The organism is Paenibacillus sp. CF384 (genome assembly GCF_900106745.1).
In the GTDB taxonomy this organism is placed as follows: Bacteria; Bacillota; Bacilli; order Paenibacillales; family Paenibacillaceae; genus Paenibacillus_Z.
Genome location: NZ_FNNV01000006.1, coordinates 143,503 through 169,056, shown reverse-complemented (window position 1 = coordinate 169,056; position 25,554 = coordinate 143,503). Strand labels below are relative to the sequence as shown.

The window sequence follows — 25,554 nt, the reverse complement described above, 5'->3', positions numbered from 1 at the left end:
GGAAACAAGCGATGCGAATACTGCATACGGCAGACTGGCACTTCGGGCGGTCGCTCGAAGGCCGCAGCCGACTAGAGGAACAAGCGGCTTTCGTCGATGAGCTTGCCTCTCTCGTCAAGGACGAAGAGATTGATTTGGTGCTGCTTGCAGGCGATGTCTATGATTCTGTCAACCCTCCGGCAGCAGCAGAGCAGCTGTTCTATGAGGCGGTTGCCCGATTGGCTGACGGAGGGAAGCGGACTGTAGCGGTTATCGCGGGCAATCACGATCATCCGGAGCGGGTGTCTGCATCCGCGCCGCTTGCAGCACGCAGCGGCATTCGGCTGGTCGGCATGCCGACAGACCAACCGCTCATCGTTGACGTTGCCCGCACCGGGGAGCAAGCGGTTATCGCAGCCTTGCCGTATCCATCGGAATCCAGGCTGCGCGAACTGCTTAGTGAAGCGACCGATGAGGCGCAGCTGCGCACGGCATACTCGGAACGAGTGGGGCGTCTTATGACGCAGCTCGGCAGTGCTTTTCGAAGCGACACGGTGAATTTGGCGATGAGCCACATCTATGTACTTGGCGGTTTGGAGACCGATTCCGAGCGTCCGATTCAAATCGGCGGTGCCTATACGGTTGATCCGTCCGCACTTCGAATCGGCGCGCAATATGTAGCGCTTGGTCATCTGCACCGTCCGCAGCGGGTAGCCGGGGATGAGACGATGCGTTACAGCGGTTCGCCGCTTGCTTACAGCTTCTCAGAAGCAGGCCAAGCGAAGTCGGTAACGGTATTTGATGCGCTGCCGGGTAAAGTGGTCGTGCCGCAGGAAATTTTGCTTAGCTCTGGCAGACCTCTGGTGAGCTGGAACGCCAAGGGCGGTCTGGCCGAAGTGTACAGCTGGCTGGAAGAAGGACGCGATTCGCGTGCATGGATAGACCTTGATGTGTGGATGACGGAAGCGATGATGCTTCAGCATATTCAGCAGCTGCGTAAGCTGCATGACGGACTGATACATATTCGTCCCATCTACCCGGAGTCTGCCGAAGCGAAGGAGTCAGGTGAACGCTCGCGTGAGCAATTGCCTGCCGAGGAGCTGTTCAGGCGATTTTTTGCCAAGCAGACCGGGGGCGGAGAGCCGGATGATCCAACCGTTCAGTTGTTCTTGGAATTGATTGCCGAAGAGGAAGATTTGCAGAGTGGCGCCGTGCCGACAGAACTTGACGGAGGTGAAAGCGCATGAAGCCGATATCCCTTCGATTAAGCGGCTTACAGAGCTACCGGGAACCGCAGGAAGTCGACTTCGAACGGCTGACCGAAGCCGGCGTCTTCGGTATCTTCGGTCCGACCGGCAGCGGGAAATCCAGCATTCTTGACGCGATTACGTTAGCGCTCTATGGCAAAGTTGAACGTGCTGCGAACGGAACACAAGGCATTATGAATCAAGCGGAGAAAACGCTCGCGGTGTCGTTCACGTTCGAGCTCTCCGGTGCCGGCGAGAAGAAGCGTTTCCGTGTCGAGCGGCAATTCAAGCGCGGCGGTGACGTGTCCGTCAGCAATACGATCAGCCGTTTCGTGGAGATTACCGAAGCGGGCGATGTCGTCCTGGCGGACAAGCTCGTTGATGTTACGCGCTGCGTGGAAGCGCAGATTGGACTTCACATGCAAGACTTCACGCGCGCGGTTGTTCTCCCGCAAGGGAAGTTCGCCGAGTTTCTGTCGCTGACCGGCAAGGACCGACGCTCGATGCTGCAGCGGCTGTTCCGCTTGGAGCGTTTCGGCGACGGCTTGGCGCTGAAGCTAAGCCAGCGCATGAAAGCGGCGGAAGCCGCGCTGAATGAGGCGGCGGCCGAGCAGCTAGGCCTCGGCGACGCCTCCGCCGAAGCGGTGGCTGCCGCGGAGGCTCGCTACCGCGAAGCGGCAGCCGCAGCTGCGGCGGCGCGCGCCGCGCTCGCGGAAGCGGAGCGGCTGCACGCGGAGCGGCTGCATGTGCGCGAGCGCCTCAGCGCGCTGCGCGGCAAAGAGGCGCTGCAAGCGCAGCTGCTCGCGGAAGCGCCGCGCGTCGCGGAGCTCGAGCGCGAGCTCGCGCGCCTCGCCGCCGCGGAGCGGCTCGCGCCCGCGCTCGGCGCAGCCGCCGCGGCCGAGGCGGCGCTGCGCGCTGCCGCCTCGCGCCGCGAGGCCGCCGGGCTGGCGCACGCTGCCCGGCTTGAGGCGGCCACGGCCGCAGCCGCCGCGCGCTCGGCGGCAGCTGCCGCGGCCGCGGACGGCGAGCCGCGCCTGGCACAGCGGCTCGAGCAGCTCGCGCAGGCGCAGCGGCTCGAAGGCGAAGCCGCCGCGCTGGCGCGGAGCGTCGCGGCCGGCGAGCTGAGCGCCCGCGACGCGGAAGAGCGCAGCCGCAGCCATGGCGAGCAGGCTGCCAAAGCGCAGGAGATGCTCGGCAAGGCCGCGGCCAAGCAAGCCGAGCTGCGCCGGGAGCTGAAGGCGGTGGAGCTCACCGCCGAGGATCGGGACAAGCGCAATGCGCTGAGCAAGCGGCTGCAGCAGCACAACCATCTAGCAGCGCTGGCTTCGACTTCGTATGAGGCACGGAACGCAGCGAGGGAGCTGCACAATCAAGCGAAGCTTCGGATGGAATCGGCGCAGACGGAGCAGCGTCAAGCGGAGAAGGAGCTGCTTGGACAGCTCCAGCAGTTGAAGCCGGTACAGGCCTCGTTGACAAGCTTGAACCGCGAGCTGAGCGAGTGGAGCCGTTCGTTACCGCAATGGATGGAGCGTGTCCGTAGGGAGCAGCGTGAACAACAACGGCTGCAGCTTGCCGCGCAATTAGCGGAGGGATTAGTTCAAGGCGAGCCATGTCCGGTGTGCGGATCATGCGTCCACCCCAGTAATCACGGGATTGCCGACGAGGAAGATAACTCAGCCCGGGATACGATCATTGCTGCATGGGAGCAGGTGATTCAACAAGCGCAGCAGCTCCAGCTGAGAGTATCGCCCCTGCATACCAAGGCTAGTTCAGCGATGGATAGATTGACGGACGTGATGGATAGCGGCTCGTTGATGATGAAGGATGCGGCAATGCCGGAGGCAGCTGCTGCATCCGAGGTCACCGAAAGGCTTTCATCGGATGCAACCGAAACAGCCTCTGCCGAGGCGCTTGCTGCTCATCAATCAGCTTTTAAGGCAATTGCTGAGATGATAACCATGCATGAAAGCTGGCTTGCGAATGCGGAGAAAGGTTTTGCAAGCAGTCGACTGCGGTTTACAGATATCAATCGCAGGAGTGAACAGATCTCCAACGACTACCGCACGCAAGCAGCGCTCTCAGACCGCGCTCAGGCTCAATATGTGCAAGCCGCAGAGGAATTGAAGCAGGAACAGGCCTTATGGCTGGAGCAGTTCGGAGCGGCATTGCAGCCTTCGCATGGGGAAGAGCGTCTACAAGAGCTGGAGCAGCGAGAAACGGCTGCCCTTGAATTAAGGAGCCGCCTTGAGCGGAGTGTCAGCTATATCGAAGAGACGACACGGACCCAGCAAGAAAGCTCGAGTCAGGCTCAGGCGGCACAGCTGGAATTCGCTACTTTATCGGCAACGCTCGCTGGCCAACAGCAGCAATTAGGCGAAAAGCGAAATCAATTGCAAGGCATTACAAACGGACTCCCAGCGGCAGATTTGATTGCGACAGCAGAACAAGAGCTGTCCATACTTCGTGCGAATTTGAAGCGGCTAACTGAGCATCATGAAACCGCCCAACAAGCGCTGTCGGATGCGGCGCAGCAGCGAAGTGCTGCTGACGAGGCGGAAATCGCAGCTGGCAACAGACAGAAGGAAACGGACACCGCTTGGCAGGAAGCCTTATCGGCCTCTCCGTTTGAGAGCAGCGAGGAAGTCACCGCATTGCAGCCGATGCTTGTCCATCAGGCTCGAATCAAAGAAGATGTCGCCAAGTATCATGAAGCACAGCAGCAGCTCGCCGCTCAGGTTGAGCTGCTTCGGGATCAATTGCAGGGACGAAGCCAGACCGAAGAAGAGTGGATAGAAGCGGTCACGCTGCTGGAGCAAGGGCGTTTGATGAACGAGAGCATGCTGCAAGCGGCAGCGAAAGCCGAGCGGGATATGGACGAGCTCAAAGCGAAGCAGGAGCGGTGGAACGGCCTGGAAGCGAAACGTCTGGAGATGGAGCAGCTTTGCGGCAGGCTGAAGTCGCTGCAAACCGTGTTCCGCGGGAATGCATTCGTGGAGTATGTCGCAGAAGAGCAGCTGGTTCAAGTATGCCGGGCAGCTTCTGAACGGCTTAGCTTCTTAACGAAGCGTCGTTATGCGCTTGAAGTCGATTCCAGCGGCGGATTTGTTATCCGAGATGATGCTAACGGCGGTATACGTCGACCGGTTTCGACGCTCTCCGGGGGCGAAACCTTCTTGGCCTCGCTGGCATTGGCGCTTGCATTGTCCGGTCAAATTCAGCTTCGCGGCAAATATCCGCTGCAATTTTTCTTCCTGGACGAGGGCTTCGGAACGCTGGATCCGGAACTGCTGGATACGGTTATTACGGCGCTGGAGAAGCTGCAGAACGATACGCTGTCTGTAGGTGTAATCAGTCACGTACCAGAACTTCGGGCACGCTTGCCAAGAAGGCTTATCGTTACCCCAGCCGAGCCTTCCGGCAGAGGCAGCAGCGTTGATCTCGAAACGATGTGACGGATCTGTTAACGTTGCTCCAATCCGGTTGCATTCCCATGCGGAACACGCTAACTTAGTGGAGGGCCCTGACGAGTAGGATAAACGTGGATGCCCATCCTGATTTGAACAAACCTTTTGGAGGTAACACCGTGGAGGAGCACAAGCCCAAACGACCGATTTTCACGCCAGTCGTCCTTATCTTGCTTACATTTAGTTTAATCGGCAATGTGTTTCTATACAGCCGCTCGATTCAACATGATAAGGATGCGCGCATTAGCCGTGGCACTTCGATTCTGCAGTCCGGCAATGACGCCAAGCTTTATTTTGATCAAGTGACGTCTGGAATTGAGGATTTGCTGAAGCATCAGGATATCCCGACCCGATTGGCGGCCAAGAGCTTGCTGATTGCCGCGTACCATAAGAGCTCTGCTATCACGACCTTTATCAAAGAGGCGGAGGCCGTGAATGGCACACCGTTTCCTGAGACTACCCGCAATGCGGCGACGTTCTTAGAACAATCGGAGAAGTCCCTGCAGACGCTCGGCAATCACACAGGTCCGCTGACGGACGAGGAACGGATCTATCTGAAATCCTTATTAGCCGTTAATCAAGCTTGCGCGGCTGAGATGGCAACCTTCAAGCATGATACGATCTCTGAAACGACTTCGCTAACGATTCTTGTCGATGAGAAGTGGGTCAATTCGGCCAAGAAGCTGGTGGAATCTATGAACAAGCCGGCGAATGTTATGTTCGGCAAGTAGACGAAGCTCTCTCGCCACAAAAGGCTGTTCCCCAAGTGCGGATAATGCACCGGAGGAGCAGCCTTTTTCTCATCTCTATTTGTTCTCCTCATCAACTCATCTCTATTTCCTCATCCCATCCCTCACCCATTCCTCAATTCTTTATCCCCTATCCGTAAGCAAAGCGGAGAGGCGCTTGTTCAAGTCTGCAGTGACCTGTTTATCGATAAGGTTGTCTTTCCCGTATTCGATTACTGTAGCTTTTAGTGCCAACCGCAGCTTAACGGTTACGTTTCCTTCGGGATTGATCGAGACATGCTTGGAGCGCTTTAACTTGACGACGTCGAAGGAGATGTACTCATTTACATCACCCGGCGCATCCTTCTTTCCATCTTCAAAATTCCGGGTCATCACGCAGATACCTTGGAGCTTGCCGCTTAGCAATAAGAGCATCATGGATTGATTCGCATTCAAGTGATACCCGGTATATTTGCGGTTATTCATCAGTGCAACTCCATCAATTTCAGCACGGGTTCCGACCTTTTTCAAGATGGGCAGAACCGAGTCGCGCCCCGGGTCGAAGAAGATGGGAAAGACAGAATGCAGGGTTACGTCCGGAATCGCTGTTTCATAACGAGCGCTAATGATGAGTTTTCTCAGGTATTCTCCTGTCGTCGCCGACCCGAATCGCTCAGACGGATTAAATCGCTGGCTTTGCCTTGAACGATGGCAACCATGGAGAGCATATGGACTGCAGAGCTTCGAAAGGTGGCATCGAGCAGAGCTGCCATGTCTTGACGTGCCAGCTTATCGCTGATGAGCATCACTTGATTCTTGGAGGTTGCGACAGGGCCGGTTAATTGCACGCCGATTTTCTGATATAGGGATTCTTCCATCGTGGCGCCTGATGCGGATATCACTTCATGTGTCGGAGCCGAGCGCTCCTTTCCCCCCGGGGATTGAATGGTTACGGTCGTTACAATCTCGTTCTTATCGTTCAAATCCAGCGAGGTGGCGTAGATAAGCTGTAAGTTTTTTATCTCATTATGATAGTTGCAACCTGAAACCGAGATGGCGGTGAGTACCACCAACATGCACAGAACAATTCGCTTCATGCAGCCTGACCTTCCTTTTTACCTGTCATCCAAGCAATCAGCAGCAGTACTATGGGGAATCTAAGCGCAAAATAAGCTCCGAATTCAACGATCTTTGTTAAGCGTTCAATCCCTGATTCCGATCTCCAGAACAACCCTGAAAGTCAGAAGAGAGGGGTCATATAGTCATCCGCTCCAGGAATGGCAGTGAGATCCCGTTCATGTAGTAAGGAACCGGCTGCGGGACGCGATCCAACGATTCCGGACTGAAGTTAAGGGAACAGGCGAGCACAACCATGAGATAGAAGAATGCAGCTGCCCCGTTTTCACATAACATCGGAGCGATCAAGCTTTTGCCATTCTTCTTGACCTCCGAACTGACGACAAACAGCAGCTCAAAGCCGAGGAACGAAATCACAGAGCTCTTCATCCCAAGCAATATGGCACTCCAACCTCTCTCACCGATAGGCAGCAAGTAACGGTAATCAAAGTTATCGTGGCCGAAGAACAATAGAGCTACCATGAGAATGAGGATGAATGAAATCATAGTATGGTATCGTGCGATGATTTGGGCGCTTTCCTTGGCGATGTAGAGGAGGATAACGCCATTTGCGATGATGACCAGCCATGGATTAGAGAATGGGAGAACCCATAATTCAACGAACACCATCTCAAGGAGAAGGATCAAAGTGGACGTCAATGCAAAATAATCAACATAGACCATGGACACTAGATTGCCTATCCATTTGCCAAGCAGAAGCGGCACAAATTCAAATTGGTTCCTCTGTGGGAACCTGGCGCAGAGTGCGATATAACCAAGCAGCAGAAGTTGAATGACAACTCCGGCCAGTATAATCGGAATCCAACCGTCCTGCCCTGCTGAACGATGCAATACATAGGGGAAAGCAAGCACGCCTAACCCGACTTGTGTTTGCAAAATAAATCCGAACAATTGAAAGCGTGACATGCCGGCTCACTCCTGCTTGGACGTCTTATTGCCAAATATCCGTACAGGCAGCTGTATAAGCGCCGGCAGCAGACGCCGGGGCTACAGACGAAGCGCAGCTTCCCGGAGCAGCTCAAGCACGATAATCATGAATAACGCTTCGATTAAGGGGTCAAACGGAATATTCTCAAGCGATGCTTTGAGTGAAAACACGAGATCGATCGGCAGCACTTCGAAATGATTGGATACGATCGCAATGTAAATTGAAGGCAGCGCAACGGTTAGCAGCATGCTGATATAACGAAGGAAGCGGAAGAATGTCCCATTCCACCATTTCGACACGTAATCGTCCGGTACTTGAAAAAAACATGAAGAAAGTAACCGGAAGAATGACCGCCATTGCATTGCCATCTATCAACAGCACAACTCTGCCCTCCATTAAATGGGACACCGTCGTATCGGGACGTTCTGAGTAAAGCGTTTGAGGGAAAAACGAGAATGTGCTGCTCTCCAGCATTTCCGTAATCTGACCGGCAGACTTTACATAATCAACCGAAATCCCGGCAACTTTGGCCGCGATTTGCTCGACCACATTCGAATCTGCGAGCCCTTGCAGATAAAGGAGGGATACGTTCAGCGTGCTCTTCTTGCCTAATACATAATTTCGTTCCACCAGCTCAGCTGACGTTAAACGCTTGCGTATAAGCTGGGAGTTAATGGCCAAATCATCGACGAATCAATCGTGCGAGCCGCGAATCGTTTGTTCGTTTTGCGGTACGGCAGCCTTGTCGGTCAGTTGGATGCTGACATCGGCCAACATGATCCCGGAGCATTGATTCACCAAAATCGCACATTTACCCTGTTTCATCCCCCTCGGCAGCGGAATGGAAGTCGTGTACACGCTTCAAATCTAATATGGGGAGCACGTCTTCAAGGCGATTCTCAGTCGCGCGCTGAAGCGGTTTAAGTACACTGTTTTGCAGACGCTCACGGTCTGTGTATGCAATATGGTAAAGGATACAGCCTTTCATTTCTTGCAGCCGAAATTCTCTGCTGTAAATATCGCCGGGAGATTTAAACATATCGGTTAAACCGCGGATATTCGACTCCAAGTCATCGGAAGTCGGCAATGTTTCACGATTAGCCATCGATTCGATCCCCCTAGTTAAAGCTCGATTAATCTCACTAAGTATGTGTATATAATGGAGTTTTCATCCAGATTTAGAACGACCGCCCAAAGCGGTCCGTTTCTCAGCTCTCTCTGCACTTCTATTATGAAAACGGGACTATAATACTATTTCACGATGAATGGCTTTCGTTTATATTTTAGTAATATATGGTAATAACCAAGGTGTAGAGCCCTATTCATAAAGCTTAAAGGGGGAGCATTCTAATGCTCCTCCTTCTCTCGGAGGGAAGTAAATTGAAAGTGAAAACGATTATAGGATTAATAAACTGATGGGAGATACGATCAAGGTAATGACGTGCAATCCCTCATAAAAAAGATGACTCCGCAACTGGTTAATCAGTCGGAGTCATCTTTTTCGCTCTTCTTAGCTTCGTTGCCTATACGTGCAATAACTCCTCTACCAGCCGCTCCGCGACCCGTCGACCGCTAGAGAAAGCCCGCTCAGCCAGCTCGCCTTTACCTTCGCAGCCATCTCCGCAGAAATAGAAGGGCATGCTCTCGATCCGATTAGGCACCAGCCGGTTGCTCGCGATGTTCTTCACGCTCTGTACCATGGCTTTCTTCGATACCCGTTTCACGGCAACGGCATCCCGCCAGTTCGGATAATGGCGATCGAATAAGGACTCCATCTGCTGCGTGCGCTCTTCCAAATACGCTTTACGGTCTTCATCGCTGCTGCTCTCCTCGCTTAAGTAGGCGATGCCCTGCAGCAGCTGACCGCCCTCCGGCACGAGGGTGTGGTCTGTGGCTGATACATCGGAAATGAACAGCTTATGGTTCATATCGCTGATATAGCTGAACGGCCTCGCTACAACATGGTCCAGTCCAATGTCGTACACCATGACTTCGGTTGCCGTATTATGCTCATACGGCTCTAGGAACGGCTCCCAAGGTGTTCCGCGCAGCAGCTTGACGACCTGCTGAATCGGCATCGCGAATATGACGCGATCGAAGGTTTCTTCCCGTGCCTTCGTTTTCAGCACGTACTTGCCTTGCTCATAACGGATGCCGTCAACGCCTTCCTGAAGCGCTATTGACCAACGCTCGGACAAATTGACTTTGTCGCGCAGCTGATTCGTAATAACCGCCCAGCTGCCCAGCACGTAATTTACAGGTCTGTGCGACAGAAACAGGTTATGATAATAGTCGCTAATAACGGGACCCGGAACACGGCGTGCATCCTCGGGCGTAATGAAGAAATTGCTGCACACCAGATGCTCCCACAGTTCTTTCACATCTTCAGCAGCACCTGATTCCGCTAAGTAATCCCCGAGCGTTGCGTAATGTTTAATTTGGTGGATATTTGCCATAATGGCTGTAATTTCACCGACGAATCTGACCTTCTGCATGGCTGTCAACAGATCTGTTTTGATTAAATTAACAAAATCAAGTGGAGCAGGCGTCAGATGTTCGCCTTTCTCATACACCACTTTGCGTTTGTCCACTTGTTTGCTGCTGAAATCCAATTTCAGCTCGCGTTCCATGACTGACAGCGTATGCCTGTCCAAGCCATAAATCGCATGTGCCCCATAATTCAGCGTGAAGCCGGCCTTCTCATACGTAAATGCACGTCCGCCAAGCTGCGGACTCCGCTCGAATAGAACACCTGTGACGCCGGACTGCTCTGATAAGTATGCGGCTGCGGTCAACCCCGCAAGTCCTCCGCCGATTATGGCAACCTTCATTTCCGATCTCCTCCTAGTGACAAGCGGCCGGGTTCTTGCATGCAAGTCTGCAGCGTGACGAGCAGCTCGTCCAATCCATCCCTTGGCAACTTATGTCCTTGTCCTTGTACATTATACGCCGCTTGTTTGGGGCCGATCTATCTCATTTCTGACTGAAAGACTTGCCGAATCGGCATCGGTTTTCTAGGGGACTCCAGCCCATTTTTAGCATGCACAGGCGCCATTTGCCTACGGGCGAATATCATGGTAGGAGAATGAAGGAGGTCATGATCCGCATGGAAAAGAAGGTTTCAACGTCGCCGGTTGGGAAAACGCCTAACCAGCCGATGTCCAATAAGTCGATGTCAAACAAATCGATGCCTAACAAATCAATGCCCAACAAATCGATGCCAAATCAGCCTATGCCCAAGCAGTCAACGGCTGTGATGCCGGCTCATCACGAGAACAAGCCAATGGTCATGCATGATATGAAGAAAATGTGCCAAGATCATATGCATCGCTATGTGTTTGTGCAAACGCATGACGGCTGGTGCTGCGATGGAATCGTTGAACATATCGACGACGAGCACGTTTGCATTGCTGTGCCGTATTGCGGTCCGCATATGGACCGCGGGTTCTTCCCAGGAGGAGGAGGTTTCTTTCCCGGAGGTGGATTCTTCCCAGGAGGCGGATTCTTTCCGCGCCGCCGGTTCGTTCGGCAAGTGTTTCCGCTTGGTGCACTGCTTGGCTTATCGCTGCTTCCGTATTATTGGTAAGCGCGATAATTGTTCCGTATCTGTTACAGCCGGCGTTCCATGGGGCGCTGGCTTTTTTGCATGTTCAAACCGTTATTCTGAATTGGACTTGCCCTTTATTATTCGCTATGATGGACGGAGAATCGTAAACTGGAGAAAAGGAGCAGAGTCATGGACTGTATATTTTGCAAAATTATAGAAGGTACTATTCCTTCAAACAAGCTATTCGAGAATGAGCGCATCCTTGCTTTCCGCGACATTCAGCCGCAAGCACCTGTACATACACTGATTATTCCTAAGAAACATATCCCGACGATGAATGATGTAACGGATGAGGATGACGCAGTAATGGCGGAATTATTCGCGGTTGCACGCCAGCTTGCAAAGGAGCAGGGGATTGCGGAATCCGGCTACAGAGTTGTCAATAACTGTAACGGGGACAGTGGACAAATCGTGTTTCACCTTCATCTTCACCTGCTCGGAGGAGAGAAATTAAAGCCTCTGGGTTAAGTGTATAAAAATAGCACAGTCTTTCAAGTTGACACTGCCTTTCCTTATAACATATAATTTAGTTTGATGAACCGTGTTAACTTTTACTGGACGGTCTGATTCGGAGGGAGGGAAAACTGGTGTCTGAAACAAAAGTTCGCAAAAACGAGACGATCGATGCTGCACTCCGCCGCTTCAAACGTACCATCGCAAAGGATGGCGTATTGGCCGAGGTGAAGAAACGCAAGCATTATGAGAAGCCTAGCGTAAAGCGTAAGTTGAAGTCCGAGGCTGCGCGTAAGAGAAAGTTTTAGGAGGATCCTTCCACAATGAACCTTAGCGAACGATTAAACGACGATATGAAGCAAGCGATGAAGAGTCAGGAGAAATTCAAGCTCACCACAATTCGAATGATACGAGCATCTATCAAGAATTTGGAGATTGACTTGAAACGTCCGCTTGAAGACGCAGAAGTGCTTGATATCCTAAGTCGTGAGATCAAACAACGTAAAGATTCCCTCCAAGAATTTCAAAAAGCCGGCCGCGACGATCTCACGAAAGATGTCGCAGCAGAAATTGAAATTATTAGTGTATACCTGCCTCAGCAGCTGACCGAAGAAGAGATCAAGTTGATTGTTCAGCAGACCATCCAGGAAACCGGTGCTTCTTCCAAAGCCGAGATGGGGAAAGTCATGAGCGCACTTTTGCCTAAAACAAAAGGGCGGGCTGATGGTAAACTAGTAAACACATTTGTGCAGCAATTTCTGCAATAAACATAGGCTGACAGCCAAGCACTCCCCTTACGGGGAGTGTTTTTTCGTTATATCTGGCCTTACTCCGGTCAAGACCTATTGACCATTTGCCTAAACTAGCCCAAAATTGAGGCTAACCTATAGAAACGAGGCATACTGCAGCATGTTGCGTAATTGGAAAGAAATTCTGGTTTTAGCAATTCCATCGCTTGTCTCTTTTGCAAGTATGACGATGACCGGTACCATTAATTTGATTTTGGTCGGGCAGCTAGGAGCGCTTATCATTGCGATAGTTGGGGTGTCCAACATCATCATGTATAACGCTTTCGCGCTGTTCTCCGGTATCGGACATACCGTCAATTATTTAGTCGCACAGAATCACGGCGCAGGCGATATGAAGAAAGGCATTCAGCGTACGTACATCGCGATGTACATGTGTCTCCTATTTGCGCTTCTGATTGCGGTTGTCGGTTGGATCGGTGCAGATGATATTTTGCGCTGGACCGGCGGCTCCAAGGAACTGGTCGAAACCGGTGATTTCTATTTGGAGCTGCGGTTTTATGCCATGTCCTTCGGTATCGTCAATTTCGCGTTCCATGGTTTTCTGCGCGGAATAGGCGCAACCAAATTGTCCATGGTCGTTTCGCTGCTCGTCAACGTACCGATTATTCTGCTCACGTACACGCTCACCTTCGGCCATTGGGGAATGCCCGACCTCGGATTAACGGGAGCCGGTATTGCCATATTAATCGGTGAAGGTTTGCAAACGCTTATTTGCGTCTTTATCTTCTTCATTCTGCTTCACAAGAAGTACCAAACTCGCAGCCGGATTGCCTTTGCGATCCAATGGGTGGAAATGAAGCTTCTTATGATCGAGAGCGGAAAACTTGGCATCCAAGAATTTTCACTCAGCATCTCGATGTACATCTTTACCGCGTTCGTGGCAAGGCTGGGCGATCATGCGCTGGCTGCCAATGAAGTGGCATTAAGCATCATGTCCTTCGGGTTCATGCCTGCATTTGCGTTCGGCTCGACCGCGACCATTCTCGTCGGTCAGCATGTCGGCAAAGGCACGCCGCTCAAGGGACGCCGAGTCGGTACCGATACCGCGATATTAGGCTCGATCTTTCTTATTTTGCTCGGCACGGTTGAATTTATTTTCGCCAAACAGATTACGCATCTCTACACGAGTGATCCCGAGGTCTATAAGCTTGCAGCGTATTTGATTCAGGTGTCTGCATTCCTGCAAATTTTCGATGGACTTCTGAACTTCTATGCAGGCGGCCTTCGCGGAATTGGCGATACAACGTTCCTGCTTCGCGTATCCTTCGTCGTAAGTTGGTTTATTTTCGTTCCGCTTGCTTATGTGTTCATCTTCGTCTTTCACTGGGGCAGTATGGGGGCGTGGCTTGCGCTCTACGCATTCCTCATGGTATTCGGCATAGCTGTGATGGTTAGGTTCTATCGAACAGATTGGACCGCAGTGCGCCTGAAGGAAGCCAGCCACTAATAACTGAAACGAATTGGTGTCATGTGCGTAACATTAACTTAGGAATGAAGCTTGTTAATGTACAAGGAGGGACTGGCGTGCAGCAAGCCCATAGGTGGAGATTGAAATTGGTGCTGCCTGCTCTGATGGCGCTGCTTTACATGTTGGCGATGGCAATTCCGGCCTTTGCCGCAGCAGGGAACTCGGACGGCGCAACAGTAGGCTCAACCATTTACGTCGTGAAAGTGAAGCAGACCGTTGAATCCGGGTTGCAGAAGACACTTGAGCGGGCTTATCAAGAGGCTGAAGAAGCTAAGGCGAAACGCATGCTGCTCGTTCTCAATACGCTCGGAGGGCGGCTGGACAGCGCACTCGAGATCGGGGAACTAATTAGAACGAGTAAAGTGCCGACCACGGTATATGTGCAGGGGAAAGCCGTTTCAGCGGGGACATACATTGCGCTGAACGCAGACCAGATCATCATGCAGCCCGGCAGCACGATTGGTGCGGCAGCGGTTGTTGATGAATCAGGCGACCTGATCACGAATCCGAAGACGCTTTCCTTCTGGACAGAGGAGATGAAAGCGGCAGCGCTGCTGAACGATCGCGATCCTAATATTGCGGCTGGCATGGTGAATCCGAATCTGGAGCTTGAACTAAGCTCTCTCGGGCGGACGAAAGCCAAGGGCGATATTCTTACGTTATCCGCCGGGGATGCCCTCAAAGTCGGGTATGCGGAGTATACAGCGGAGACAGTTGACGACGCGCTCGCGAAGTTGAACCTGCCACAGCCAAACATTGTGAATTACGAAGTTAGTGCAATGGAGCGGGTCGGACAATTCTTAACTCTGCCAATCGTAATGACGCTGCTGCTTATTATTGGAATAGCAGGCGTAACGATTGAACTGATGATTCCGGGGTTCGGAGCTCCGGGTATTATCGGAGTCATCGGTTTCGGATTGTATTTCTTCGGCCATTACATTGTCGGTTTTGCAGGACTTGAGGATGTGATCCTGTTTATCATCGGGATCTTGCTTCTTGTATCGGAACTGTTTGTACCGAGCTTCGGCATACTGGGCATACTTGGTTCCATATCGTTGATTGCCAGCGTGCTGATGGCAGCGCCGAATCCGAAGTCAGCAGGTCTATCACTCATCGTGGCTGTCATCGTCGCTGGCATTATCGTGTACATCATCGGCAAACGATTTGCCCATCGCGGGATATGGAATAAATTCATCCTTCGCGATCAGCTGACAACGGCTGAAGGATATGTCTCTACAGCAAGCAAAGTATCGTATCTGGGGATGAATGGCAAGACGCTCACACCGCTGCGCCCAGCAGGAACCATTCGAATTGGCGATGACCGGATAGACGTCGTCACTTCAGGCGAATTCATTCCATCCGGTGCCGATGTCACGGTCATTAAAGTCGAAGGCGCGAGAGTTGTAGTCGCCCAGCTTGGTGAGAATAACTAATTAATTGGAGGGGTTTACATGACACTGGATCCAACTGTAACGATTGTAATTATTGTAGTGCTTGCGGTCATCGCATTATCCGTATTTCTAACCTTCTTCCCAATTATGCTTTGGATCTCTGCACTAGCGTCCGGTGTGAGAGTCGGGATTATTACGCTCGTTGCGATGCGCTTGCGCCGCGTTGTCCCCAGCCGAATCGTCAACCCGTTAATTAAAGCAACTAAAGCCGGTCTTGGGCTTACGATTAATCAACTGGAGAGCCACTTCTTGGCCGGCGGTAATGTCGACCGCGTCGTTAACTCCTTGATTGCAGCACAACGCGCGAACATCGAGCTTGAGTTTGAACGCGCGGCTGCAATTGACCTCGCAGGCCGAGATGTGCTGCAAGCCGTTCAAATGAGCGTTAACCCTCGTGTTATCGAGACGCCAACCGTTGCCGCAGTAGCGAAGAACGGGATTGAAGTAAAGGTTAAAGCGCGTGTTACCGTTCGTGCGAACATTGAGCGTCTGGTCGGCGGCGCCGGAGAAGAAACCATCATTGCGCGTGTCGGTGAAGGGATCGTAACCACAGTCGGTTCCTCAGACTCCCATAAGGATGTCCTGGAGAATCCGGATCTGATCTCTCGTACCGTACTTGGTAAAGGTCTTGATGCCGGAACGGCATTCGAAATCTTGTCGATCGATATCGCGGATGTTGATGTAGGCAAGAACATCGGTGCTCATTTGCAAACGGAGCAAGCGGAAGCGGATAAACGCATCGCGCAGGCGAAAGCCGAGGAACGCAGAGCGATGGCTGTTGCGCATGAACAAGAAATGAAAGCGCGCGTTGTAGAAATGCGTGCACTCGTTGTGGAATCCGAGTCTCAAGTTCCGCTTGCCATGGCTGAAGCACTTAAGCACGGCAAGATTGGCGTACTCGATTATATGAACTTCAAGAATATTGAAGCGGATACCAGCATGCGTAATTCAATTGGTAAAACAGACGCATCGTCGCCGGAAAAAGAAGAACGTTAATCGCTGCCCCATTTTTGAGATGACAACGATAATCTGAAGGGGGTGAGCCTGTTGAATGAATTGATTAAGCTGTTGGTTTCCAACATCTACGTCGTCATTGTGCTCGTAGGTTTCCTGCTCACGCTCGTGAACAAAATGAGAACTAATAAGCCGGGCAATCCGGCGCCCAATCGAATGCCGACGTTTGGAGGAGAGCCTCCTCTAAGACGGCCTGGTGCGCCTCCAATCGATGCGCGTCCGGTACAGCCGCAAAGACAGGCTGTTCAGCAGCGGCCCGTAGAACGAACTCCGGAGCCGCAACAGGGCGTATATAAGTCGAAGTTCAATGCGCCCGGCGAAGAAGGCGTCAGTTCCGAATACGCGGATACTGATTTGCTGCGTACCGTGCAGCCGGTTCGTGGGAATGACAGAGCGCCGCTTCCGAAAGCCGCTCACATCGAGCAGACGAAGCAGGCGGATGCCTTCCGCGTTCCGCAAGGCGATGAGCTGCGCCGTGCATTTATATTGGCAGAAGTGCTTGGTGAACCGCGTTCGAAGCGGCCGCTGTGCAGGTAACGGAATCGAAGCAAATGGCTGTATGAAGCCGAATCAAGAAGAACCGACCCATTGGGTCGGTTTTTTTGTGTTTGATTGGATTGAAAGGCGCCATACTCCTCATATTTGGGGCCGCTCTCGCATAATTTGGTACAGTACGGGAAGGGGGCTTCTGCCTGCATGCGCCGATTAAATCGCAAACTGCGTAAGATGGCTGCGGACCTGCTTGATCTGCCGCCGGATGTCGTAATGGATTTGCCACGATTAACGATGATCGGCGATCGCCAATTATACATCGAGAATCACCGCGGCGTACTGCATTTCTCCAGTGACAAGCTGAGGCTTGCGCTCAGCAAAGGAGAATTGGAAGTAACGGGCAGCGAGCTGGTAATTCGAACGATTTGGACAGAAGAAGTTTTCATAGAAGGGGTTATTAAACATATCGAAGTGCGAGAATAGGGGGCAATTGTAATGAAAGCGACATGGATGCAGTGGCTCCGCGGATTTGTGTCAATTCGCGTGCGCGGCGGGGCTATAGAAAAGATGGTGAATGCTGCGCTCGCGAAAGGGCTGCAATTATGGTCCATTCGTCATACAAACGACCGCGAGCTCGTTTGCTATCTGCAGGTCAATGATTTCTTCCGGCTTCGCCCGATTCTGAAAGAGACAGGCTGTCGCATCCACGTCACTTCAAGGCAAGGGCTGCCGTTCTGGCTGCTGCGAGTGCGGAGACGTGTTTTTTTTGCGGCAGGGCTCGTCCTTTTCTTCGTTGGGATGTATTTGCTCTCCTCGCTCGTCTGGTCGATTGACGTGAAGGGGAATGATCGCTTATCGGAGGAGCAGATTCTTCAGGTGGCCAAGCAGGAGGGGCTGTACCCGTTTCAGTGGTCGTTCCGGCTTGACGATGCCTCCGTATTGTCCAAGCGTCTCGCTCAGCAGCTGCCTGGGGCGGCATGGGTTGGCGTAGAGAAGCGGGGGACCCGCATCACGATACAAGTGGTGGAAACGTCGATTCCATCGCCTAAGGTTGCCCAGAATCCACGGCATCTCGTTGCCTCGACGGATGCGGTTGTCACCAAAATATTAGCAGAGACCGGGAAGCCGGTCGTGAAGCGTAATATGAGGGTGAAACAAGGCGATATTCTGATCTCCGGCTTGCTCGGGGATGAGAATAATTCCGCTTCTGTGGTCGCGAAAGGCGTTGTGAAGGGAGTCGTATGGCATGAATATGATATCGTTTCTCCGCTTGAACGGAAGATGAAGGTATATACAGGCGAGAAGAAGATCGTCTGGTATGCTGTCGTAGCCGGAAGGGCGCTTAAGGTCAGCGGATTTGGCAAACCGCCTTTTGCCATGTACGAGAGCATCAAGCAGGAAGAGAAGGCAGCTTGGCGGACGATGAATCTGCCGTTTGGCAGATTGAAAGAGACCATCATGGAAGTCCGCATGGAGCACCAAACCGTCGGCGTAGAAGAGGCCAAAGCGGAAGGCATTCAGCAGGCGAGAGCGGATTTACTAGCGAAGGTAGGGCCTGATGCAGAGGTGCTGGCGGAAAACATTTTGCATGAAAAGACGGAGAATGGTAAAGTTTATATGAAAGTGCTTTTTGAGGTGGATCAGTCGATTGCGATAGAGAGACCGTTAGTTCAGATGCAAGGGGATTGAGTATTTTTGCAAAATGAATTCAAAGTAGCCAAAATTCCACTTGCAAACGCAGCGGAAGGACTTGCACTGCTTGGTCCGCAGGATAAATTTCTGCGCCTAGTCCAGCAGCAGACATCGGCGGACATTATGTCTCGCGATGCGGAAATTTCCATTTCGGGGCCAACCTCCGAGGTGGATTCTATTGAACAGCTTTATACGGTTTTGCAGCAGCTTATAAGAGGCGGATATTCGCCGACGGAGCGCGACATCGCATACGCCTTGGATCTCTCCAAGACGATGCAGGCCGAGCAATTGCTAGACCTCTTCAAAGCGGAAATAACGACCACGTTTCGCGGTAAACCGATTCGGGTAAAGACGATTGGTCAACGCCATTACGTCAAGACGATCAAGAAGATGGATATCGTATTCGGGATCGGACCCGCAGGTACGGGTAAAACGTACTTGGCAGTCGTGCTTGCCGTAGCGGCACTGAAGGAAGGCTCGGTCAAGCGGATCGTGCTGACGCGTCCTGCCGTTGAAGCGGGCGAGAATCTCGGATTCCTGCCTGGCGATTTGCAAGAGAAGGTTGATCCGTATTTACGGCCGCTGTATGATGCGCTTCATGATGTGCTTGGTCCGGATCAGACGACCAAGGCGTTCGAGCGCGGTCTCATTGAAGTGGCGCCGCTCGCCTACATGCGCGGACGGACGCTTGAGGATTCATTTATAATTTTGGACGAAGCACAGAACACGACACCGGAGCAGATGAAGATGTTTCTGACGAGGCTTGGGTTCGGCTCCAAGATGGTGATTACCGGAGACGTCACCCAAATCGACCTGCCGCGCGGCAAGCGCTCAGGACTCATCGAAGCGCAGCGCATCTTAGCGAACATCCCGGAGATCGGCTTTATCTTATTCACAGAACAGGACGTTGTACGTCACAGTCTCGTCCAAAAAATCATAACCGCCTACAATATCGACGCCGAAGTGCAAACCAACGAACCAATAGGCAAGCCTTATGACCGCAGGCCATAAGCGTCTAGCACTAGGTAAGCCTGTGACCGCAGGTCACAAAGCAGTAGGTAAGCCTTGTGACCGCAGGTCACAAAGCGATTCCTAGCACGGTAGTAACGCTAATCGCACGAAAGCAGCAGCGTTCCACCCGGGGCATCAAGCCGGGTAAGGACGCCGCATGAAGAGTGGTCCGCGTTAGCGGAGAAAAACGAGCCAACGTCGAAGTATGGTCGAAGACGGCCCAGGCGGCAGGCACGGTACATTCCGGGTCCAGGGACGGAGTCCTTGGGGTCCCCCTTAGTTAAGGGGGATTTAGGGGGATGTATCGGCAGTTGTAATCAAGTATTAATCTCTACAGGTGCATATAGGGTCCAGGGACAGTGTCCATGGGGATTTCTTTACTGTAAGGGTTCCAGGGATAAAGTCGTCCCTGGGGATCCCCTTTCGTAAGGGGGTCCGGGGGGATGTGTAGTTTCTAGGAGGATATCAACCATGGTAAATCAACAAGCCAACCCGGATGAGTCTAAGTGGACGTCATCGTCCTCCGGATGGAGTGGATGGAAGCACAGCTCGGCTGTTCGCTGGGTATTGCTGCTTCTGTTTGTTTTGCTATTTTATTTCTCTCTTGCCCCGCACGTGCTCCCCAAGACGTACAATATCGAGTTAGGCAAAGCTAGCGACCGCGACATTGAAGCGCCGGTGGATATTAAGGATGAGAAGGCTACGCTTCAGGCGCAGGAGCTTGCTGCCGATCGAGTGGAGCCGATTTATTCGATTGTGGCCCTCCGCAGCGAAGCGCTGCTGGAGCAGATTTTCGCACGCATGGAGCAGTTGAATCAGGACGACCAAGTCACGTTGGAAAATAAGGTGTCCATCTATCGCAACGAAATTCCGCAGCTGTATACGGAATACGTCGATCAATTTGTTCAGAATAACAAAGGGAATGGCACTTATAACGATACATTGCTTGATGAAATGGCAGTAGTGGTGAAATCGCAGGCTTATCGGATTCCGGAGGAAACGTATTATAAACTGCCTTCGCTCTCCGCGATTCAGCTGAGCGACATGCATCTGGTTGGCGTGAATATCGTCCGCAAGCTGATGAGCGATTCGCTCCGTGAAGCGGAGACGGCAAGAACGAAAGTCGCTGAGCTCGTCAATGCGAGTACGCTTACCGAACGCAAAACAAGGGAGATCGTGCAGGAGCTTGCCAGATACGCGATCATGCCGAATAAGTTTCTTGATTCGCAAGCAACCAATGATGCGAAAGTAGCGGCCAAAGAAAATACGACTCCTGTAGTGGTAAAGCAAGGCGATATCATCGTTCATAAAGGCGAGATCATCTCGAAGGAACTCTATGACCGTCTTTCCTCTATCGGCGTGCTTCAAACGAAGAAGTCCTATTGGCCGCAGCTTGGCTTGCTGCTGCTATCTGTACTCTTTCTGATCGTGATCTACAGTTATCTGGAGCGAGCGGCTGGATTGAGCAGCGGATCGACGAATTTGAAGTACAGCAATGCTCAGCTCTCGATGCTGCTCTTGATCTTCTTGCTCAATATTCTTGCCATGCACATCGTGGAACTGACACAAACGCAGGAGATGCCGTATGTCGGTTACTTAGCGCCTACCGCGATGGGGGCCATGCTGATCGTGCTGCTGCTGGACATTCAGCTGGCTGTTGTGAGCTCGTTTCTATTTGCCATTATGGGCAGTGTTATTTTCAATATGGAATCGGGTCAGCTATTTGACTTTAATTATGGATTCACGACTGCTGTCATCTCGTTCGCCGCAATCTTCGCGATCCATCGCGCAAGCCAGCGTTCGACGATTCTGAAGGCCGGTATCATGGTCAGCTTGTTCGGCTCGGCCTCTGTTCTGGCTATTCTATTGCTTGGCGAGCTTCCTCCCAAATCAGAAATGATCATGACGGTCGCGTTTGCGTTTGCCAGCGGGCTGTTGACGGCGATACTGGTAGTGGGATTAATGCCGTTCTTTGAAGTGACATTCGGGATTCTATCTGCCCTGAAGCTCGTGGAGCTGTCCAATCCGAACCATCCGCTGCTGCGCAAGCTGCTGACGGAGACGCCCGGAACGTACCATCACAGCGTGATGGTCGGCAATTTATCGGAAGCGGCGGCAGAGTCGATTGGCGCGAACGGTCTCTTATGTCGGGTAGGTTCGTTCTATCATGATATCGGGAAGACGAAGCGACCTAGTTATTTTATCGAAAATCAGACAAACTATGAAAATCCGCATGATTCCATTGAGCCTAAATTAAGTAAATCGATTATAATCGCCCATGCGCGCGACGGCGTGGAGATGCTCCGCAATCATAAGTTGCCGAAGCCAATCCGAGATATTGCCGAGCAGCACCACGGAACGACTTGTCTGAAATACTTTTATCACAAGGCTTACAAATTGTCTGAGGAAGCGGGCTTGGAGCCTGATTTTACAGAGGAAGACTTCAGGTATCCCGGGCCAAAAGCACAGTCGAAGGAAGCGGCGATCGTCGGCATCGCGGATTGCGTGGAAGCGGCAGTACGAAGCTTGCGTAGCCCGACCGTGGAGCAGGTAGAATCCATGATTCACAAGATCATTAAAAGCCGGCTGGACGATGATCAGTTCAATGAATGCGATTTGACGCTCAAGGAGCTGGAGAAGATCGCACAGACGTTGAAAGAAACGGTTATCGGGATTTTCCACTCGCGCATTGAATATCCGGAAGATGTTAAACAAAAGGAGCGTCTGGCATGAGTTTGAAGTTGGAATGGAGCAATGATCAAGAGAAAGTCGAAATTTCCGAATCCTTTATCGGGGTACTGGAGCAGCTGCTGCAGCTGGCTGCCGAAGCGGAAGGCATGACCGAAGGGGAAGTAACGCTCTCCATTGTGGATGATGAAGAAATTCATCAATTGAACCGCGAATATCGCAATATCGACCGTCCTACAGACGTGCTTTCCTTCGCTATGCAGGAGGAAACAGACGAAGAGCTTGAAATCATCTACGAGGTAGACGATGAGAGCGAGACGGTGCCGTTCGAAGGGATGCTTGGCGATATTATTATTTCGGCGGAACGGGCTAAACTACAAAGTGAAGAATATGGCCATTCCTTGGAGCGCGAGCTCGGATTTCTATTCGTGCATGGCTTCCTTCATTTGATTGGATATGATCACCAAGATGAGGCAAGCGAAGCTGTTATGACGGAGAAGCAGGAAGCTGTTCTCCGCCAAGCAGGTCTGACTCGTTAATGAAACGACTGCTGCGCAGCTTCTATTATGCGGGTTCAGGAATCCTATCAGCAGTGCGCACCCAAGCCAATATGCAAATTCATGTGGTTTGCGCAATCGTTGTTAATGTGGCGGGACTGATGGTCGGACTGACTCGAATAGAATGGGTTGTTATTATTGCAGCCCAAGCTGTTGTAATGGCAGCCGAACTGATGAATACGGCAGTCGAGCATGTCGTTGATCTGGCTAGTCCTAGCCAGCATCCGCTTGCCAAAGCTGCCAAGGATACAGCAGCCGGCGGTGTGCTGGTTGCTGCAATTGGGGCCGTTATTATCGGCCTGTTTGTATTTATTCCGCATCTATGGCCTTAATGAGAGGAGCTTTAAGGATGACATCAACATCAATCGGGGAATTATCGCCGGTTTGGCAGCAGCTCATGCAGCAAGCCATAGAAGCTCGCAGCCGGGCTTATGTGCCTTATTCCGGTTTTCAAGTCGGAGCGGCGCTGCTGGATGCCGAGGGCGGCGTGCATTTTGGCTGCAACGTAGAGAATGCAGCTTACAGTCCGACAAACTGCGCGGAACGTACGGCTTTGTTTCGGGCTATTGCAGACGGACATCATGCCGGCTCATTCGAAGCGATTGCGGTCGTCGGAGATACGGATACACCTATTACGCCTTGCGGCGTGTGCAGACAAGTAATGGTGGAGCTTTGCCCGCCGGACATGCCCGTCATTATGAGCAATATGAAGGGAGAATGGCGTGTATCGACAGTAGCGGAGCTGCTGCCGGGTGCCTTCTCATCGGATGCATTAACGAAAGCGTAAGAACGCGCAACATTCCGGAAGGGGATAAAGGAACAGCTTATGAATTCATCATCGTCAGGATCAAAAGGATCTAAAGGATCCAAGGAGAAATACCATTCCGGTTTCGTCGCGATTATCGGCAGACCAAACGTCGGCAAATCGACTTTAATTAACGAGGTTATCGGGCAGAAAATCGCCATCATGTCCGATAAGCCACAGACAACGCGGAACAAAATTCATGGCGTCTACACAAAGGACAATTCCCAAATTGTATTCCTGGATACGCCAGGGATACACAAACCGACTTCCAAGCTAGGGGACTTCATGGTGAAGTCCGCTGTAGGCACGCTTGGCGAGGTTGACGCAGCCCTATTCCTAATCGATGCTTCAGAGGGAATCGGTGGAGGAGACCGTTTCATTATTGAGGCACTTAAGAAAATCAAGACGCCGGTGTTCCTCATCATGAACAAAATTGACAAAATTGAGCCGGAAGCGCTGCTGCCGCTCATTGTGCAATATAAAGATCTGTATGATTTTGCGGAAATTATCCCGATCTCTGCGCTGAAAGGCAACAACGTGGATACTCTTCTTCGAGTGCTCAGCGGCTATTTGCCGGAAGGGCCGCAATATTATCCTGCCGATCAAGTAACGGATCATCCGGAGCAATTCGTATGTGCGGAGCTTGTCCGTGAGAAAATTCTTCATCTGACGCGCGAAGAGGTGCCGCATTCCATCGCCGTTGCGATTGAAACGATGAAGGTGCAAGAGAACGGCGTCGTCAATATCGGAGCTGTTATCTATGTCGAGCGTGATTCTCAGAAGGGAATCGTTATCGGCAAGCAAGGCGCATTGCTCAAGCAAGTTGGTAAAGAAGCGCGCCGCGACATCGAAACCTTGCTCGGCTCTCGCGTTTTTCTGGAGCTATGGGTGAAGGTGAAGAAAGATTGGCGTAACCAAGATCGAGTGCTGAAGGATCTTGGTTTCAGAAACGATTAGCCAGTTTCCTTTCTTCGGGAAAATGTCCGTAATTTGTCTGGCATAGCGTCATCATCTTCATCGCATCCTAATCCGTGAGCAACATTCTTGAGCGCGGAAAGGATGAATACGAATGCGAGACTTTTCGTGGAAGTATTTTACGCTGACCGGGGATGTGGAAGCTTTCATGCTTTACAGGGAGATGGACGAGCAGGCAGCTTCTCCGGAAGCTGTCGGCAGCGAGGAAGAGGGAGAACCAGCGCCCGAAACGGATTCCGTTTAGGACGCGCAGGTTGGGGGAGAAGCGATATGCAGTACCGAGTCGAAGGCATTGTCATCCGGAGCATGGATTATGGGGAAGGCAATAAAATCATTACGCTGCTGACGAATACGCACGGCAAGATCGGAATTGTCGTGCGTGGCGCCAAAAAACTAAAGAGCAGGCATGGATCGCTCGCGCAATTATTTACGCACGGCGAATATCTATTCTTCCGAAACAGCGGTCTGGGAACGTTAACGCATGGTGAGATTATTGAATCTCACCATGTTTTGCGTGAACAGCTGGATAAAACCGCCTATTCTTCTTATGCCGTGGAATTAGTAGACCGCGCGCTGCAGGAAGAGGACTTGGGTTCATTCATGTATGAGCAGTTAAAGGCTTGCCTGATCGCGATTGGCGAAGGAAAGGATTTACTGATTACGATCCAGCTCTTCGAGATGAAAATTCTTGCCGCAGCCGGATATGCTCCGGATCTTAGTGCATGTATCTCATGTGGTAATGAGAGCGGTCCCATGGCACTAAGTGTAAGAGGCGGCGGCATCATCTGCGGAAGATGCCGCTACAAAGACACTTCTGCAATCGAGCTTAGCGAAGGTGCTCTTAAGCTGCTGCGATTATTCTGGCAGCTCGATATGCGCAGACTTGGCAACATTCAAGTGAAGGACGAGACGAAGCAGCAATTGAAGCACATCATGCGTTCGCTAATGGACACTCATATTGGCTTGCAGCTGAAATCCCGCTCTTTTCTGGATCAAATGGATCGTTATTCGCTGTAATTAAGCCAATTAGGCAGGAGGTACAGTTTCGC

28 protein-coding genes and 1 pseudogene are annotated in these 25,554 nt (G+C 51.9%); 21 read left to right on the top strand and 8 right to left on the bottom strand.

Features of this window, described 5'->3' with window-relative positions; genetic code table 11:
* Positions 1–11: 11 nt before the first annotated feature.
* From BLW29_RS12645 to BLW29_RS12635, 3 genes are all read left to right on the top strand, one after another.
* Positions 12–1,226, top strand: coding sequence for an exonuclease SbcCD subunit D (locus BLW29_RS12645; protein ID WP_090979954.1), 1,215 nt, complete (start codon positions 12–14; stop codon positions 1,224–1,226).
* Positions 1,223–4,678 (top strand): AAA family ATPase, encoded by a 3,456-nt coding sequence (locus BLW29_RS12640; RefSeq protein ID WP_090979952.1) that lies wholly within the window; start codon positions 1,223–1,225, stop codon positions 4,676–4,678. The genes BLW29_RS12645 and BLW29_RS12640 overlap by 4 nt, the downstream gene beginning before the upstream one ends.
* Before the next feature lie 131 nt (positions 4,679–4,809).
* Positions 4,810–5,421, top strand: coding sequence for a hypothetical protein (locus BLW29_RS12635; RefSeq protein WP_090979950.1), 612 nt, complete (start codon positions 4,810–4,812; stop codon positions 5,419–5,421).
* Positions 5,422–5,562: 141 nt separating this feature from the next.
* Here BLW29_RS12635 and BLW29_RS12630 read toward each other — a convergent pair whose 3' ends face one another.
* The 8 genes and pseudogenes from BLW29_RS12630 to BLW29_RS12605 form a co-directional block, all read right to left on the bottom strand.
* Positions 5,563–5,949 carry a Ger(x)C family spore germination C-terminal domain-containing protein gene (locus tag BLW29_RS12630; RefSeq protein WP_256208576.1) on the bottom strand — a complete coding sequence of 129 codons (387 nt, stop codon included), beginning with the start codon at positions 5,947–5,949 and terminating at the stop codon, positions 5,563–5,565.
* 107 nt (positions 5,950–6,056) lie between these two features.
* Positions 6,057–6,515, bottom strand: coding sequence for a Ger(x)C family spore germination protein (locus BLW29_RS12625; protein WP_090979946.1), 459 nt, complete (start codon positions 6,513–6,515; stop codon positions 6,057–6,059).
* 157 nt (positions 6,516–6,672) lie between these two features.
* Positions 6,673–7,461: a GerAB/ArcD/ProY family transporter gene (locus BLW29_RS12620; RefSeq protein WP_090979944.1), complete on the bottom strand. Its 789-nt coding sequence runs from the start codon at positions 7,459–7,461 to the stop codon at positions 6,673–6,675.
* 81 nt (positions 7,462–7,542) lie between these two features.
* On the bottom strand, positions 7,543–7,845 hold the full coding sequence (locus BLW29_RS31770; RefSeq protein WP_256208589.1) for a spore germination protein: 303 nt from the start codon (positions 7,843–7,845) through the stop codon (positions 7,543–7,545).
* Positions 7,820–8,164: pseudogene (locus tag BLW29_RS32115) on the bottom strand (spore germination protein); the annotation flags it as partial. The pseudogene BLW29_RS32115 and the gene BLW29_RS31770, both read right to left, overlap by 26 nt.
* Positions 8,165–8,176: 12 nt before the next feature.
* A complete protein-coding gene (locus BLW29_RS31765; protein WP_143044395.1) occupies positions 8,177–8,308 on the bottom strand; it encodes a spore germination protein in 132 nt (43 codons plus the stop codon).
* Positions 8,295–8,588, bottom strand: coding sequence for a hypothetical protein (locus BLW29_RS12610; protein ID WP_090979940.1), 294 nt, complete (start codon positions 8,586–8,588; stop codon positions 8,295–8,297). The genes BLW29_RS31765 and BLW29_RS12610 overlap by 14 nt, the downstream gene beginning before the upstream one ends.
* A gap of 418 nt (positions 8,589–9,006) precedes the next feature.
* Positions 9,007–10,314 (bottom strand): FAD-dependent oxidoreductase, encoded by a 1,308-nt coding sequence (locus tag BLW29_RS12605; RefSeq protein ID WP_090979938.1) that lies wholly within the window; start codon positions 10,312–10,314, stop codon positions 9,007–9,009.
* A 275-nt stretch (positions 10,315–10,589) separates the two neighbouring features.
* Between BLW29_RS12605 and BLW29_RS12600 the strand changes: the two genes are divergently transcribed.
* From BLW29_RS12600 to recO, 18 genes are all read left to right on the top strand, one after another.
* Positions 10,590–11,069, top strand: a complete 480-nt coding sequence (locus tag BLW29_RS12600) for a hypothetical protein (RefSeq protein WP_371264712.1) — start codon at positions 10,590–10,592, stop codon at positions 11,067–11,069.
* Positions 11,070–11,219: 150 nt separating this feature from the next.
* The gene (locus tag BLW29_RS12595; protein ID WP_090979937.1) at positions 11,220–11,558 is read left to right on the top strand and encodes a histidine triad nucleotide-binding protein; all 339 of its coding nucleotides are present in this window, start codon (positions 11,220–11,222) and stop codon (positions 11,556–11,558) included.
* Positions 11,559–11,677: 119 nt separating this feature from the next.
* Positions 11,678–11,851, top strand: a complete 174-nt coding sequence (gene rpsU, locus BLW29_RS12590; RefSeq protein ID WP_090573672.1) for a 30S ribosomal protein S21 — start codon at positions 11,678–11,680, stop codon at positions 11,849–11,851.
* 15 nt (positions 11,852–11,866) lie between these two features.
* The gene (locus BLW29_RS12585; RefSeq protein ID WP_090979935.1) at positions 11,867–12,310 is read left to right on the top strand and encodes a GatB/YqeY domain-containing protein; all 444 of its coding nucleotides are present in this window, start codon (positions 11,867–11,869) and stop codon (positions 12,308–12,310) included.
* 142 nt (positions 12,311–12,452) lie between these two features.
* Positions 12,453–13,799 carry an MATE family efflux transporter gene (locus tag BLW29_RS12580; protein ID WP_090979933.1) on the top strand — a complete coding sequence of 449 codons (1,347 nt, stop codon included), beginning with the start codon at positions 12,453–12,455 and terminating at the stop codon, positions 13,797–13,799.
* A 77-nt stretch (positions 13,800–13,876) separates the two neighbouring features.
* Positions 13,877–15,253: an NfeD family protein gene (locus BLW29_RS12575; RefSeq protein ID WP_256208574.1), complete on the top strand. Its 1,377-nt coding sequence runs from the start codon at positions 13,877–13,879 to the stop codon at positions 15,251–15,253.
* An 18-nt stretch (positions 15,254–15,271) separates the two neighbouring features.
* The gene (floA, locus tag BLW29_RS12570) at positions 15,272–16,267 is read left to right on the top strand and encodes a flotillin-like protein FloA (RefSeq protein ID WP_305728483.1); all 996 of its coding nucleotides are present in this window, start codon (positions 15,272–15,274) and stop codon (positions 16,265–16,267) included.
* 51 nt (positions 16,268–16,318) lie between these two features.
* Positions 16,319–16,822 (top strand): hypothetical protein, encoded by a 504-nt coding sequence (locus BLW29_RS12565; protein WP_090979931.1) that lies wholly within the window; start codon positions 16,319–16,321, stop codon positions 16,820–16,822.
* A gap of 159 nt (positions 16,823–16,981) precedes the next feature.
* Positions 16,982–17,260: a sporulation protein YqfC gene (gene yqfC, locus BLW29_RS12560; protein ID WP_090979929.1), complete on the top strand. Its 279-nt coding sequence runs from the start codon at positions 16,982–16,984 to the stop codon at positions 17,258–17,260.
* A gap of 12 nt (positions 17,261–17,272) precedes the next feature.
* Positions 17,273–18,466, top strand: a complete 1,194-nt coding sequence (gene yqfD / locus BLW29_RS12555) for a sporulation protein YqfD (protein ID WP_090979927.1) — start codon at positions 17,273–17,275, stop codon at positions 18,464–18,466.
* Positions 18,467–18,472: 6 nt separating this feature from the next.
* Positions 18,473–19,480 (top strand): PhoH family protein, encoded by a 1,008-nt coding sequence (locus BLW29_RS12550; protein ID WP_090979925.1) that lies wholly within the window; start codon positions 18,473–18,475, stop codon positions 19,478–19,480.
* 471 nt (positions 19,481–19,951) lie between these two features.
* Positions 19,952–22,213: an HD family phosphohydrolase gene (locus tag BLW29_RS12545; RefSeq protein WP_090979923.1), complete on the top strand. Its 2,262-nt coding sequence runs from the start codon at positions 19,952–19,954 to the stop codon at positions 22,211–22,213.
* Positions 22,210–22,707 (top strand): rRNA maturation RNase YbeY, encoded by a 498-nt coding sequence (gene ybeY / locus BLW29_RS12540; RefSeq protein ID WP_090979921.1) that lies wholly within the window; start codon positions 22,210–22,212, stop codon positions 22,705–22,707. Before BLW29_RS12545 ends, ybeY begins: the two co-directional genes overlap by 4 nt.
* On the top strand, positions 22,707–23,057 hold the full coding sequence (locus BLW29_RS12535; protein ID WP_090979919.1) for a diacylglycerol kinase: 351 nt from the start codon (positions 22,707–22,709) through the stop codon (positions 23,055–23,057). The genes ybeY and BLW29_RS12535 overlap by 1 nt, the downstream gene beginning before the upstream one ends.
* Before the next feature lie 17 nt (positions 23,058–23,074).
* A complete protein-coding gene (gene cdd, locus BLW29_RS12530) occupies positions 23,075–23,512 on the top strand; it encodes a cytidine deaminase (protein WP_090979917.1) in 438 nt (145 codons plus the stop codon).
* A gap of 39 nt (positions 23,513–23,551) precedes the next feature.
* The gene (gene era, locus BLW29_RS12525) at positions 23,552–24,487 is read left to right on the top strand and encodes a GTPase Era (RefSeq protein WP_090979915.1); all 936 of its coding nucleotides are present in this window, start codon (positions 23,552–23,554) and stop codon (positions 24,485–24,487) included.
* Positions 24,488–24,599: 112 nt separating this feature from the next.
* Positions 24,600–24,749 (top strand): YqzL family protein, encoded by a 150-nt coding sequence (locus tag BLW29_RS12520; protein ID WP_090979913.1) that lies wholly within the window; start codon positions 24,600–24,602, stop codon positions 24,747–24,749.
* Positions 24,750–24,775: 26 nt separating this feature from the next.
* A complete protein-coding gene (recO, locus tag BLW29_RS12515) occupies positions 24,776–25,522 on the top strand; it encodes a DNA repair protein RecO (RefSeq protein WP_090979911.1) in 747 nt (248 codons plus the stop codon).
* Positions 25,523–25,554: the final 32 nt, after the last annotated feature.